This window comes from Aeromonas sp. (genome assembly GCF_050633025.1).
In the GTDB taxonomy this organism is placed as follows: Bacteria; Pseudomonadota; Gammaproteobacteria; order Enterobacterales; family Aeromonadaceae; genus Aeromonas.
In genome coordinates, this window is sequence record NZ_JBODRQ010000021.1 from 1 (window position 1) to 12537 (window position 12537).

Here is a 12537-nt window from a genome sequence, read left to right on the forward strand (position 1 = left end):
GCACGTCCGGATCTGTGCGGGGGGTGGCGGGTGACCGCCATTCCTACCGCGACCTGATATCCTGCGTCAGCGAACACAAATGCCTCCTCGCCATGGAGCAGACTCCCCACTTGATTGAGGTCGTGCTCATTGGCTGCCGTGGTCTCCAGACTGTGCGTCAGGCCACTCTTGGCATCGACACCGATATGTGCCTTCATGCCGAAGTACCATTGATTGCCTTTCTTGGTCTGGTGCATCTCGCCGTCACGCTCGCAACGCTTGTTCTTGGTTGAGCAAGGGGCCTCAATGAGAGTGGCATCGACCAGCGTGCCTTGCTTCATCATGATGCCGGCGTCAGAAAGCCACAGGTTGACGGCGTCGAAGAGCTGCCGGGCCAGCTGGTGCTGCTCCAGCAGATGGCGGAAGTTCATGATGGTGGTGCGGTCGGGGATGGCCTGGTCCAGTGAGAGCTTGGCAAACAGACGCATCGAAGTAATCTCGTAGAGCGCATCCTCCATGGCGCCGTCGCTAAGGCTATACCACTGTTGCATGCAGTGAATGCGCAGCATGGTATCGAGTGGGTAGGGGCGACGGCCATTACCTGCCTTGGGATAGACGGGCTCGATGACCTCCAGCATCATTGCCCATGGGAGCAACGCCTCCATGCGAGCCAGGAATAACTCCTTACGGGTTTTGCGGCGTTTGCCATTGAACTCGCTAACCGCGAAGGTGAGCTGATGATTCATACTGAACCTTATCCATGATGCCAAGTGGGGCTCATGATCTCACATCAGGGACTGGTTCGCACATTCCTTAGATATGGCCATCAATCAGCAAAGCCTTGTTGGTGACCTATTTCTTTCTCACTCATTTCAGCCACGGTTAAACCTAATCGTGAAAACAGAATGATTTAATCGTATTTAATCGTTTTTTTAGAATGCATGGCTGGCATAGTATTGAGCACGCAGGCAGGAATAAATCTAGAAAAAATAAGGGAAGAAATGAAAATAATGACAAAATTGACAATTGCTCTCATGTCGGGCCTTGCATTGCACGTTCAAGCTGATGTCCTCACCCGCGATAACGGTGCGCCCGTAGGTGATAATCAGCATTCTACTACGGCCGGTGAGAATGGTTCTGTCTTGCTGCAAGATGTGCATCTCATCCAAAAATTGCAGCGCTTTGCCAGGGAACGGATCCCCGAGCGGGTTGTTCATGCCCGAGGTACTGGCGCCCATGGCGAGTTTGAAGTGACCCATGCTATTCCAGAGCTCACTTCTGCAAGCCTATTCTCAGCAGTGAACAAGAAAACCCCCGTTTTCGTTCGCTTCTCCACAGTTATTCATGGCCAACATAGTCCAGAGACCCTCCGGGATCCACGTGGCTTTGCTACCAAGTTTTATACCGACCAGGGCAACTGGGATTTGGTAGGCAATAACCTGCCTGTGTTCTTCATCCGTGACGCCATCAAGTTTCCCGATATGGTCCACTCTCTCAAACCTTCACCGGTCGAAAATATTCAAGACCCGAACCGTGTGTTTGACTTCATGAGCCAGGATCCTGCCTCTACCCATATGCTGACTCAGGTCTACTCCGACCTCGGCACCCCAGCCAGCTATCGCAAAATGAATGGCTTCGGTGTGCATGCCTACAAGTTCGTTAACGCCAAGGGTGATGTGCATTACGTCAAATTCAACTGGCGCAGCCGGCAGGGGGTAAGCAGTCTGGATCTAGATCAGGTTGCTAAGGTGCAAGGTCAGGATTTCAACCATCTAACCCGGGATCTGTACAGTGCCATCAAGGCCGGCGACTACCCGAAATGGGATCTGGCTATTCAGGTGTTAAAGCCCTCTCAGTTGAACGACTTTAGCTACAACCCGTTGGACGCAACCAAGGTGTGGGAGGGGGTGCCTGAGCAGAAGATTGGGACCATGACCCTTAATCGAATGCCTGACAACTTCTTCCAAGAAACCGAACAGTCGGCCTTTGCTCCGGCCAACCTGGTTCCGGGTATCGAACCTTCCGAAGATCGTCTGCTGCAGGGGCGTCTGTTCGCCTACAGTGACACCCAGTTCTACCGTCTCGGAGCAAACCATCAACAGTTGCCTATCAACCGTCCATTGGTGCCGGTTGTGAGTAACAACCAGGATGGTGCCATGAACATTGGCAATACAATCAGCAACGTGAACTATGAACCGAGCAGCCAGGCACCTAAGACCATGGTGGCAGAGGCTCGCGCAGTAATGACAGCGCTAGAGGGTACAGTTCAGCAAAAGCAGATCGAGAAAACCGATAACTTCAGCCAGGCCGGCAATTTCTATCGTTCTCTCGATGCTAAAGGAAAGACTAATCTCGTGCGCAACTTGGCTGCCGATCTCGGTGCTGTGCGTGACAGTGGAGTGAAGCACAAGATGCTGGCCCACTTTTACAAAGCAGACAGTGAATATGGTATGGCCCTAACTCGTGCCGTTAAGGGGGATGAGCAGCAGGTCAAGCAACTCGCGAGCAAACTCTAATTTTGCCCCCGCCAGGCAGGCGGTGGGGGTAACTCGGTAAGTCCTGCAGGGCCCACTTGTTCCTGCCTGCAATCATGAACCGGGCCTTGCAGGCATTATGTTGAAGGAGTGCAGGATGGTACCTAACCGTTTGCTGCTGAGTTTGTTTGTGGTGCTTGTGGGGTTGTCTGAACCAGCCAGGGGTAGCGAGCCGACAGAGGTGGCGCAATTGCAGCCTGCCAGCTTACAAGAATATTTCTTTGCCGCTGCTCGCAGCGGAGAGGTGAGTGTTCTGAATGAATTTGTAAAAGCTGGCTTCCCGATCGATGAGCGCAATGAGCAGAGTTACACCGCACTGATGATTGCCGCTTACCAAGGGCAGTCGGAGGCAGTGAAGTCTCTTCTCGAAAGAGGGGCAGACCCTTGCTTGCGTGACAAACGAGGTCATACCGCATTAATGGGGGCGGTGATCAAGGGTGAATGGCGTATTGCGAAAACCCTATATGCCATTGATTGTGATTGGGATAGTGATAAACGGGCTGATGAGCCTGTTACCGATAAAAGCACTATGACGGCGGCTCAGTTTGCCGAGCATTTTGGACAGGGCGAGCGGTTTCGTGCTCTGGCAACTGGTGCTGGGGAAGGCAATTACATCGAGGGTAATTAACCCTCGATGTAATAGAGCAAGGGGAAGAATGATGAATAACCGAATGAGTAAGGTGATGCTTGCTGCAGTGTTGGTAGTAAGTTTCAATGCCACTGCAGCTAGTGTGACGATGAAGGATCTGGCCAGCGGGGCTGTCGTTGGGCAAGTAGAGTTGAGTGAAAGTCCATATGGAGCAGTCTTTACTCCGGCACAGTCCTCTTTGCCTGCAGGTTTGCATGGATTCCATGTGCACGCAAACGGGAGCTGCGACAGCAGTATTAAGGATGGGCAAAGCGTTGCGGGTGGCGCGGCGGGTGGTCATTATGATCCCCAGCAAACAGGGCGCCATGGCGCCCCTTGGCAGGATGATGTCCACAAGGGAGATTTACCACCTCTCTATGTCGATGAGGTAGGTAACGCTGTTCAACCAGTTTTGGCACCACGCCTGACTATGGCGGAACTGAGTGGTAAGGCCTTGATGATTCATGCAGGCGGTGACAACCACTCAGATCATCCAGCCCCCCTTGGTGGCGGTGGACCGAGGGTTGTATGCGGTATCATCCCATGAATATAACTTCACGGTGATAGGCGAGGTAAATGACTTGCTTGGGTAAAAATAGCCGACGTTTATTGGCAGCTCAACGCCCCACTGCTGCAGGGCCCGCGAGAGAGTAAAAAAATCTGTGTAACTGGCATTCTTACCAACCTGTTGAAAGGACAACAGAATGCCATTATCAGACGAACTCATAGATCAACTGCTGGCGGGCTGCTCCAGCCCTGACGATATCCTTGGCGAGAGCGGTCTACTCAAGCAGCTCACCAAGCGCCTTGCCGAGCGAGTCCTGTAAGCCGAGATGACGGCACACTTGGGCTACGCCAAACATGCCAGCGACGGCAAGAACACCGGTAACTCCCGTAATGGCAAAAGTGCCAAGACGGTCCGTTCCGTCCACGGGGACATCGCGCTGGAGATCCCCCGGGATCGCAACGGCAGCTTCGAACCACTGCTGGTCAAAAAAGGCGAAAAGCAGCTCCAGGGTTTTGATGCTCGCATTCTCTCCCTCTATGCCCGAGGCATGGAAACATAGATGGTCGCCCCGGTTTGCCAAGCTCTCAATCCATGAAAGTGAGTCAGGTGGAGATTGCAGCCATAGATCCGGATTTTGATCGAGGCTACTGCCTCTATCCCTGATGGAATTCGCTGGCTGGCTCCGCTATCAACGCCACGTACTTGGAAGTACTTTGTTTCCCTCGGATTTTACCAGCCATGGTCTGACACCGCAGCTCAACATGCCGAGCAGTTAGCGCCTTGCGATTTGGTGTGGGGGGCAGGGTCAACCAGAGTAGTACAATACGAGTCCCGCCTTCCGGTGAATGTGAACAGTGATTCCGGGATGTTGAACACTGTTTCCGGAAAGGAGGTGCAAAGTGTTCAGGTTGAACCGGAATGAGCGTTCACGTTGGTCCGGAAATGGTGTTCACGTTGAACCAGAATCGGTGTTCATGATCGGCCGGAATATACATTAGCCAGCCAGATATGTGTGAAGCTACAAACCCTGCTTGCAAAAACAACAAGGGCCGTACATTGTGCAGCCCTTGTCTCTGGAAAATAGTGGGTTGAGCGTGTCAGCTGGCCCAGGTGATGATGTGATCGATCCATTCACCCGCCTGATCCTCGTGAATGACTTTGCCACGGACGGATTGACCTGCCTGATGCATCGCGGAACGACTGCCGGTTAGCAGAGGATGCCACTCCGGAAGAGTGTCACCTTCGGCCAGCAGACGATATGCGCAGGTTGAGGGGAGCCAGTCATATTCGGCGATCTTGTCATGGGTGATCTGCAGACAGTCAGGCTCTTTTTTGAAGCGATTGGCATAATCAGAGCACTGACAGGTCTTGGTATTGAGCAAATTGCAGGCGACATTGGTGAATACCAGTTCGTCGGTATCTTCATCGATCAGCTTGTTGAGGCAGCATTTTCCGCAACCATCGCAGAGGGATTCCCATTCGGATTCAGTCATCTGCTGCAGACTCTTGGTTTGCCAAAAGGGGGATTGCATCATACCGCTCACTTATTACACCTGATAAAGCGCGTGGTTATACCCCTTGTTACCCGTTATTTCAAGGAGAGGGTTACTCCGGCGGGCAAATTGTCGTGATCAGGTCGAATGAATGCGATGATTCACAGTCTCTTCATATTGCTCAAACGGGTTCGCTGGTGGGCAGCAAAGTCGATTGGGTGTTTTGTGATCGAATCACATATTTCCGTAATGACTTAGGCAGCGGGAGACGAGTGTAGTAGGTGCCGGAGGCATTTTTACTCAGATACATGATTGTTCCACCTAGTTGATCCAGGAAAAAAATCACGTAAGTCTAGAAATGAAAAAACCCGTTGAAATTCAACGGGTTATATTTGGCGGTGAGGGAGGGATTCGAACCCTCGATACGTTGCCGTATACACACTTTCCAGGCGTGCTCCTTCAGCCACTCGGACACCTCACCAAATTTTCGTTCGCTGCGCTGTTGCGCTGGAACGGGGCGTAATTTAGGGGAAAGGGCTGTGTGGGTCAACCTCTTTTCCCCTTATTTTTCATAATCTTTTCCGAATGCCTAACCCTTGTGCAGAATGCCGGTTTTTTAAACCGGATCAGGGCTTGTCGAGGATGATTAGACTGTCCGGCAGCTCGTTTTGATCCCGGGTGGCCGGGAAGGCATCGGTCAGAATGGCGCTAACGCGCTCCACGCACTCCAGAAAACCCTGTTCGATCTCCTTGTTGCGCACTCGCGCCACGAAGTCGTCGATGATCTCCTGCCACTGGCCGTTGTCGATATGCTGGGCGATGCCGTCATCCACCAGTATTTCTACATAGTGCTCGGCGGCCGAGACGAAGATCAGCACCCCGAGCCGGTCGCGGGTGCGGTGCAGCCCCTGCTCGACAAATTGCAGGCGGGCCATCAGGGCAGCCCGGAGCTGGCGAACCTTCTTCGGGATGAGCCGCATCTTGATGGGGGTCCAGTGGAACAGCAGGCTCAGCAGCAGCCAGACCGACCACTGTACCAGCAGGATTTCGTACCAGCCGAGCCAGAAGCCGAGCTGGAACACCAGCAGCGGGGTGAGCATCGCCAGCAGCGCCGCCCAGAGGGTGGGAATGTAGCGATAGCCATCGCTGGCCGGGGCCAGCACGGTGACCAGTTCAGCATCAGTCTCTAGCTCCGCTTCGCGTACCTTAGCCTGAAGCGTGTGGAAGAACTGTTTAGAAATCATGATTTGTCTCTTTACTCCTGTTACCAGCCACCGGAGGCTCCGCCGCCGCCAAAACTGCCGCCGCCAAAACTGCCGCCGCCACCGCTGAATCCGCCGCTGGAGCGACCACCAAAGGAGCCGGCACCCAATCCACCGGCCATGTAGGTCGACCGACGTCGTCCTCCCGGCCCACCGCCACCACCCCCGCGCAGGTTGTGGAGCACGATCATCGCAATCACCACCAGAATAAACAGCCAGGGGCCGCCACCGTTGTCACTCTTTGGCTGCTCGACCGGCTGATATTCCCCGGCGAGTGCCTTCATGATGCTCTGGCTGCCTGCCATGATCCCGGCCACCATATCGCCGCGCTTGAAGGCGGGCAGGATGCGGCCATGGATGATGTTGGCGGCGATGGCGTCGGGCAGGGCGCCTTCCAATCCATAGCCTACCTCGATCCGCACCTTGCGCTCATCCTGGGCGATCAGCAACAGCACGCCATTGTTTTTGCCTTTCTGGCCGATCCCCCAGTGGCGACCGAGCTGGTAGCCATACTCCTCGATAGTCTCCCCATCGAGGCTGTCGACAGAGACCACCACCAGCTGGATACCGCTGCGCTTTTCAAAGGCGGCCAGCTGTTGGGTCAGTTGATGGGCCTGTTTGCGGGACATCAGACTGGCTTCATCCACCACCCGTCCGCTCAGCGTCGGGAAGTCCGGTACCGCTTGCAGGGCAGTGGCCCAGAGCAGCAGACAGGGAAGAAACCAGCGCAGCATCATCTTCATTGGAAGCTGACCTTGGGCGCCTCATCGGCACCGGGTTTGGCACTGAAACTGGGTTTGGCCTCCAGATCCGAGTAGAGCAGCTTGGACCAGATAACGCCGGGGAAGGTGCGGATCTCGGTATTAAACTGGCGCACCGCCTCGATATAGTCGCGGCGTGCCACCGAGATGCGGTTCTCGGTTCCTTCCAGTTGGGCCTGCAGGGCAAGGAACTGCTGATCCGCTTTCAGCTCGGGGTAGCGCTCTACCACCACCATCAGGCGAGAGAGGGCGCTGGAGAGCTGGTTCTGCGCCGCTTCAAACTCCTTGAGCTGGGCAGGATCACTCACCTGTACGCTGCCGACCCGGGCACGGGCATCGGTGACCGCCTTTAGGGTCTCCTGCTCATGGCTGGCGTAGCCCTTGACGGTGGCCACCAGATTGGGGATGAGATCGGCGCGGCGCTGATACTGGTTCTCCACCTGCCCCCAGCTTGCTTTAACCTGCTCATCCAGGGTTGGAATATTGTTCATGCCGCAGCCGCTCAGGCCGAGCAGCAGGGTCAGGGTCAACAGGCTCTGCGTGGTTCTGCGCCAGAGTGATGTGGCCATCTTGTTGTTCTCCTTTGATATTTCGAGTCGATAGTGCGCCATGGATGGTGTACGACCAAGAGTGCACCACCATACCAGCTTGGGGTCATTTGCCACAACGCGCAGGTAGTTCGGGTCGCTTGTTGATGCCGGAGACCTTGGGCAGCTGGGGCTTGTCTTTGAGCCAGGAGGCCAGCTCTTCCCCACAGCCATTGCCGGGCGGAATGGGAGCCTGGGGCTCGCAATCCGGGCTGCCTACCGGGCAGCGCAGCCGTACGTGGAAGTGACTGAAGTGGCCCACCCAGGGGCGCAGCTTGGCGACCCAGGGTTCGTCACCAGCTTGCTGGCAGACCGCGGATTTGATCACCGGATTGACAAAGATGCGGGCCACCTCGGGTTTGCTGGCCGCCAGCCGCAGCAGGGTGAGCTGCTGGGGACCAAAGCGGCCCGGTAACATTTTGTAGCTGGGTTCGTCGATCAGCGCCCACTCCTTGGGGGCATCCTGCTCCCATTTGCTGATGGGGCGGTTGGCCATGCGAAACCAGATATCGGCATCAAGGCCAGTCTGGTGGCTGCGATGGCCGGAGGTAAAGGGGCCGCCACGGGCCATCGCCAGATCGGCGATATAGAGATCCGGCAGCCCGGCCATGCGGGTCTGGTTGGCCAGCGCTTGCAGATAGTGGATGAGGTCGGGGTGGCCGTAGTAGCGCAGCCGCTTGGTGCGGATCACCTGATAACCCGGCCCTTCGAGGGGCAGGGATACGCCGTTTTTCAGGCAACCGGCGGCATAACCACCGATGGCTTCCGCTTGCAATACGGTCGCCAGCAACAGGGATGTCAGCATGTGCGTGCTCCTTGTCTTGTTTCGAGTCGGCTCAGCAATACGAACAGACTCAAACATATCGATAAATAGGCGATAGCCACCAGCAGCCAGATCTCGTAGACCAGCCCGCTGGAGTTGGCCATCTCGGTGCCGACGAAGGTGAGCTCCTGCACCGAGATAAGGGAAACGATGGCGGTATCCTTCACCAGCGCGATGAGCTGACCGGTGAGGGGGGGCAACATCAGCAGCATGGCCTGCGGCAGGATCACATGGCGCAGCCGCACCCAGGGGGAGAGTCCGAGGCTCTGCGCCGCCTCCCACTGGCCGCGGGGGATGGCGGTCAGCCCGGCACGGACGATCTCGGCGACGAAGGCTGCGCTGATCATGCCAACGCAGAGGGTGCCTGAGATGAGGTTCTCCCAGCGGGCAGGTGGGCCAAACAGCGCCTCTTGCCACGGGGAGAGCGATACGGTGCCGAGCCAGCGTGAGAGGCCGCTTGCAGGTAGCAGTTGGTTGGCGATAAAGAAGTAGAAGATGAAGATAAAGACCAGCGGCGGCAGATTGCGGATCAGCTGGATAAACAGGGTCGCGGGCATCACCAGCCAGGGGCGGCGGCTGAAGGCGGCTACCCCCAGCGCAGTGCCGAGCAGCAGCGCCAGCACCATGCCGAGCAGGGCGATGCGCAAGGTGGTGAGCAGACCGCTGAAAAAGTAGGGCAACTCGCCGTGAGGGCCAAGGGTGAACAGCAGATCGAAGGCCTCATGCCAGCGCCACTGATAGGCTACCCCGATGTGCAAGCGGCTGGCCAGCCAGAGGCCAGCCAGCAGCAGGATCAGGGCGATCGCCCCATCCAGCCAGTTGATGTTCCGACATGCCCCACGGACGATGCGCCGGATGGTCTCTTTTAGAGCAATCATCATCAGGGATTGGCGACCTGCGCTTCCCACGCCAGCGACTTGAACCAGTAGTCATGGCGCGCTTTGAGCCAGCCATCGGCCTGACGGGCGGCGATCCACTCGTTGAACTGCTCAGCCAGGGCATCATCCCCCTTGCGCAGGGCAAAGCCTTCGTCGCCTTGTGCCAACGGCTCGGCAAACGGCATAAAGAGGGCATCCGGGTGGCGCAGCGCCTTTTGCTCGGGTTTCGGGGAAGAGGAGAGGGCGCCGTGGGCGCGGCCGTTCAGCACCTCCTGAAATACCTGTGACTCGTCATCAAATTGGCGCAGGGTGGCCTTGGGGAAGTGTTCTTTTGCCACCTGTACCGGTGAGGCGCCACGACGTACCGCCAGGATCACCCCGCGCTGGTTGAAGTCCGCCACGGTTTTATTCTCTTTGGCCATGGTGCTTGAGGCGGCCAGCTGCACCCCCGAATGGGAGTAGACCTGGGTGAAGCGCACGCTCTTCTCCCGCTCGGGGGTGATGGTGAGGCCGCCGATGATGACGTCATATTTTTTCGCCAGCAGGGAGGGGATGATGCCATCCCAGGCGGTAGGCACGAACTCTACTTGCCAGCCGTTATCTGTGGCGAGGCGACGGGCCACGTCAATCTCAAAACCGATCAGGGCGCCCTGCTTGTCGCGCATCGCCCAGGGAGCGAAGGTGGACATGCCGACCCGCAGGGTACCGCTCTGCTCGATCTGCGCCTGGGTGTCGGAGGGGGCAGTTTGTGCCAGTGCCGGAGTGAGCAGGCTTGCCAGTAGCAGGGTTGCGCCCGACAGGGTGGTCTTGAATGACAGATTCATGGTTAGCGTCCTTGTTGGTCCGGATCCAGATGACGGGCCAGTGCCCGCGAACAGGTTGACAGCGTCAGGGTTAACAGCAAATAGAGGGCGGCCACGGTAAACCACACCTCAAAGGTCAGAAACGTATCGGCAACCAGAGTACGCCCTTCGTTGGTCAGATCGAAGATGGCGATCACACTCACCAGCGCCGAATGTTTGATAAGGGAGACCAGCTCGTTGGTGAGCGGCGGCAAGGTGATGCGCACCAGCTGGGGCAGGATCACCTTGCGCAGGGTGATGGCCCGTGACAAGCCAAGCGACTGGGCTGCCTCCCACTGTCCTCTGGGAATGGCCTGTACGCCTGCACGCAAGGCCTCGGCGGTGAAGGCGCCCTGATAGAGGGAGAGGCTCAACACGGCGCAGGCAAGGGGGGCCAATCCCAGCATGGGGCCCAGCAAGAAATAGAGAATATAGAGCTGCACCAACTGGGGCGTGGTGCGCACCAGCGCCAGATAGGCGATGGCGAGCCAGGGGCCGAGCCGGGAGGGAAGCAGCCGCAGGCTAACCACGCACACTCCGACCGCCATCGTGCCCAGCAGACTGAGCAGCGCCACCTGCAAAGTGACCAGCAGGCCGTTTAGCAGGGGGCCGGCATAAAAGATCCCCTCGTCCCACTCGCCGAGAAAGGGCAACACCCGCGGCCACTGCCACTCATAGCCCATCTGGCGAGCGCCGCTATAGAGCGCCCAGCCCAGTAGCGCAGAGAGCATCACAGTGCCCGACAGCCAGCCAAGCAGGCGGGGGCGATTGAGCCTAGCCATGATAGCTGAGCACCTGTTCGAGGAAGGCCCGGGTTCGCGGGTGCCGGGGGGCGTTGAACAGTTGGGCGGGCGGGGCCGACTCGATGATCTTCCCCTCATCCATAAAGAGCACCCGATCCGCCACCTGACGGGCAAAGCCCATCTCGTGGGTGACGCAGATCAGGGTCATCCCCTCGTCAGCCAGCTCGCGGATCACATCGAGCACTTCGCGGATCATCTCGGGGTCGAGGGCGGAGGTGGGCTCGTCAAACAGCATCAGCTCGGGTTGCATGCAGAGGGAGCGGGCGATGGCGACCCGCTGCTGCTGGCCACCGGAGAGCTGGTGGGGGTACTTGTCGGCCTGTGCCTGAATGCGCACCCGCTCGAGCAGCCCGAGCGCCCGGGCTTTGGCCTCCTGGGGGCGCAACCCCAGGGTATGCACCGGTGCCACCATCAGGTTTTCCAACACCGTCATATGGGGGAAGAGGTTGAACTGCTGAAACACCATGCCAACCCGACCTTGCAGGCGGCGCAGGTAGGAAGGGGTTACCGGCTCGCCAAACAGGAATAGCTGGCCGCCGTCGATCCCCTCCAGCCCGTTGATGGTGCGGATCAGCGTCGATTTTCCCGAGCCTGACGGGCCACAGATGACCCACTTATCTCCCCGTTCAATGGTGAGATCGATGTGATGAAGAGCCTGAAAGTCGCCATAGAATTTGTTGACGCCACAAAAGCGCACACAGGGTTGCGAGCTGGTCAAGAAGCGGGTTCCACTGAGGATCATTTACGCCATGGTATTGATTTTATAGGGGGATGACAAAGAAAACCCCCTTGTCAGCATCCTGATGGCTATTCACAATGGCGCCATTTCGTGATGACAGGAGCTTTTCATGCGTATTACATCCTTGCTTGCCGGTTCCCAAGTGCAGCTGTTGATGCCGCCAGCGGTTCGCTATCGCTGCGTCATTTTTCTGTTGTTGCTGGTGAGTTGGGGCGTGGTGGCGGCCTCCTTGTGGGATGGTTGGGGCGCCATGGCGCTGCTCAACTGGGTAGGCGTGGTCTTTGGTGGCATCACCGGGATCATGGTGTCGCTGCCCCGCAGCTGGCAGCCTTGGCGCCTGGCGGAGCTGGGGTGGGATGAACAGCATATCTATTTGCTCAATGGCAACAAGGATGAAGCGCTGGCACTGCCCCGCAGTCAGTTGGTGGCGCTCGAACGGGAGCGGCGAGTGGGTCACGATGGCCAGTGGCTCGACTTTAGCCTCGATCTGCAACTGAGTGAAGAGGAGCTGGCGGCGGCCATGGCCTTGCTGGATCTCAAGGCGGGGGAGCTCCATCTGGTGAGCCCGTCTGTCTATCGCTTCGGCTTTAAACGGGCTTGGCACGGCCGCCGGATGCTGGCGCAACGGTTGTCAGATCTGCAAGCGGCCTGAATCGACTATTTTCTCGACAATTCCCGGCAAAGCTCAGATACTGCCAGT

The 12537-nt window shown here is 57.4% G+C and carries 14 protein-coding genes, 1 tRNA gene and 1 pseudogene; 5 read left to right on the forward strand and 11 right to left on the reverse strand.

The annotated features are described in order from the left end of the window. Nucleotides 1–725, reverse strand: a 725-nt coding sequence (locus ACRAUW_RS04805; protein WP_431361374.1) for an IS5 family transposase, incomplete at its 3' end; no start/stop codon positions are given. Nucleotides 726–920: 195 nt separating this feature from the next. Here ACRAUW_RS04805 and ACRAUW_RS04810 point away from each other — a divergent pair. From ACRAUW_RS04810 to ACRAUW_RS04825, 4 genes and pseudogenes are all read left to right on the forward strand, one after another. Next, nucleotides 921–2495 carry a catalase gene (locus ACRAUW_RS04810; protein ID WP_431361375.1) on the forward strand — a complete coding sequence of 525 codons (1575 nt, stop codon included), beginning with the start codon at nucleotides 921–923 and terminating at the stop codon, nucleotides 2493–2495. 115 nt (nucleotides 2496–2610) lie between these two features. Beyond that, nucleotides 2611–3141 (forward strand): ankyrin repeat domain-containing protein, encoded by a 531-nt coding sequence (locus ACRAUW_RS04815; RefSeq protein WP_431361376.1) that lies wholly within the window; start codon nucleotides 2611–2613, stop codon nucleotides 3139–3141. Between the two features lie 28 nt (nucleotides 3142–3169). Then, entirely contained in the window at nucleotides 3170–3688 is a 519-nt protein-coding gene (gene sodC / locus ACRAUW_RS04820; RefSeq protein WP_431361377.1) for a superoxide dismutase [Cu-Zn] SodC, read from the forward strand. A 157-nt stretch (nucleotides 3689–3845) separates the two neighbouring features. After that, nucleotides 3846–4205: pseudogene (locus tag ACRAUW_RS04825) on the forward strand (transposase); the annotation flags it as partial. Between the two features lie 541 nt (nucleotides 4206–4746). Here the strand turns inward: ACRAUW_RS04825 and ACRAUW_RS04830 are convergent. The 10 genes from ACRAUW_RS04830 to ACRAUW_RS04875 form a co-directional block, all read right to left on the reverse strand. After that, nucleotides 4747–5181, reverse strand: coding sequence for a YcgN family cysteine cluster protein (locus tag ACRAUW_RS04830; RefSeq protein WP_431361402.1), 435 nt, complete (start codon nucleotides 5179–5181; stop codon nucleotides 4747–4749). 354 nt (nucleotides 5182–5535) lie between these two features. After that, a tRNA-Ser gene (locus tag ACRAUW_RS04835) sits at nucleotides 5536–5623 on the reverse strand. Nucleotides 5624–5768: 145 nt separating this feature from the next. Beyond that, nucleotides 5769–6386 (reverse strand): TPM domain-containing protein, encoded by a 618-nt coding sequence (locus tag ACRAUW_RS04840; RefSeq protein ID WP_431361378.1) that lies wholly within the window; start codon nucleotides 6384–6386, stop codon nucleotides 5769–5771. Nucleotides 6387–6406: 20 nt separating this feature from the next. Next, entirely contained in the window at nucleotides 6407–7147 is a 741-nt protein-coding gene (locus ACRAUW_RS04845) for a TPM domain-containing protein (protein ID WP_431361379.1), read from the reverse strand. Further along, on the reverse strand, nucleotides 7144–7734 hold the full coding sequence (locus tag ACRAUW_RS04850; protein ID WP_431361380.1) for a LemA family protein: 591 nt from the start codon (nucleotides 7732–7734) through the stop codon (nucleotides 7144–7146). Before ACRAUW_RS04850 ends, ACRAUW_RS04845 begins: the two co-directional genes overlap by 4 nt. Before the next feature lie 85 nt (nucleotides 7735–7819). Further along, entirely contained in the window at nucleotides 7820–8557 is a 738-nt protein-coding gene (gene mepA / locus ACRAUW_RS04855) for a penicillin-insensitive murein endopeptidase (protein ID WP_431361381.1), read from the reverse strand. Then, nucleotides 8551–9456 carry an amino acid ABC transporter permease gene (locus ACRAUW_RS04860; protein ID WP_431361382.1) on the reverse strand — a complete coding sequence of 302 codons (906 nt, stop codon included), beginning with the start codon at nucleotides 9454–9456 and terminating at the stop codon, nucleotides 8551–8553. The genes mepA and ACRAUW_RS04860 overlap by 7 nt, the downstream gene beginning before the upstream one ends. Beyond that, nucleotides 9456–10277: a transporter substrate-binding domain-containing protein gene (locus tag ACRAUW_RS04865; protein ID WP_431361383.1), complete on the reverse strand. Its 822-nt coding sequence runs from the start codon at nucleotides 10275–10277 to the stop codon at nucleotides 9456–9458. Before ACRAUW_RS04865 ends, ACRAUW_RS04860 begins: the two co-directional genes overlap by 1 nt. Before the next feature lie 2 nt (nucleotides 10278–10279). Then, the gene (locus ACRAUW_RS04870) at nucleotides 10280–11077 is read right to left on the reverse strand and encodes an amino acid ABC transporter permease (RefSeq protein WP_431361384.1); all 798 of its coding nucleotides are present in this window, start codon (nucleotides 11075–11077) and stop codon (nucleotides 10280–10282) included. Next, on the reverse strand, nucleotides 11070–11840 hold the full coding sequence (locus tag ACRAUW_RS04875) for an amino acid ABC transporter ATP-binding protein (protein WP_431361385.1): 771 nt from the start codon (nucleotides 11838–11840) through the stop codon (nucleotides 11070–11072). The genes ACRAUW_RS04870 and ACRAUW_RS04875 overlap by 8 nt, the downstream gene beginning before the upstream one ends. A gap of 106 nt (nucleotides 11841–11946) precedes the next feature. Between ACRAUW_RS04875 and ACRAUW_RS04880 the strand changes: the two genes are divergently transcribed. Beyond that, entirely contained in the window at nucleotides 11947–12489 is a 543-nt protein-coding gene (locus ACRAUW_RS04880; RefSeq protein ID WP_201938070.1) for a hypothetical protein, read from the forward strand. Nucleotides 12490–12537: the final 48 nt, after the last annotated feature.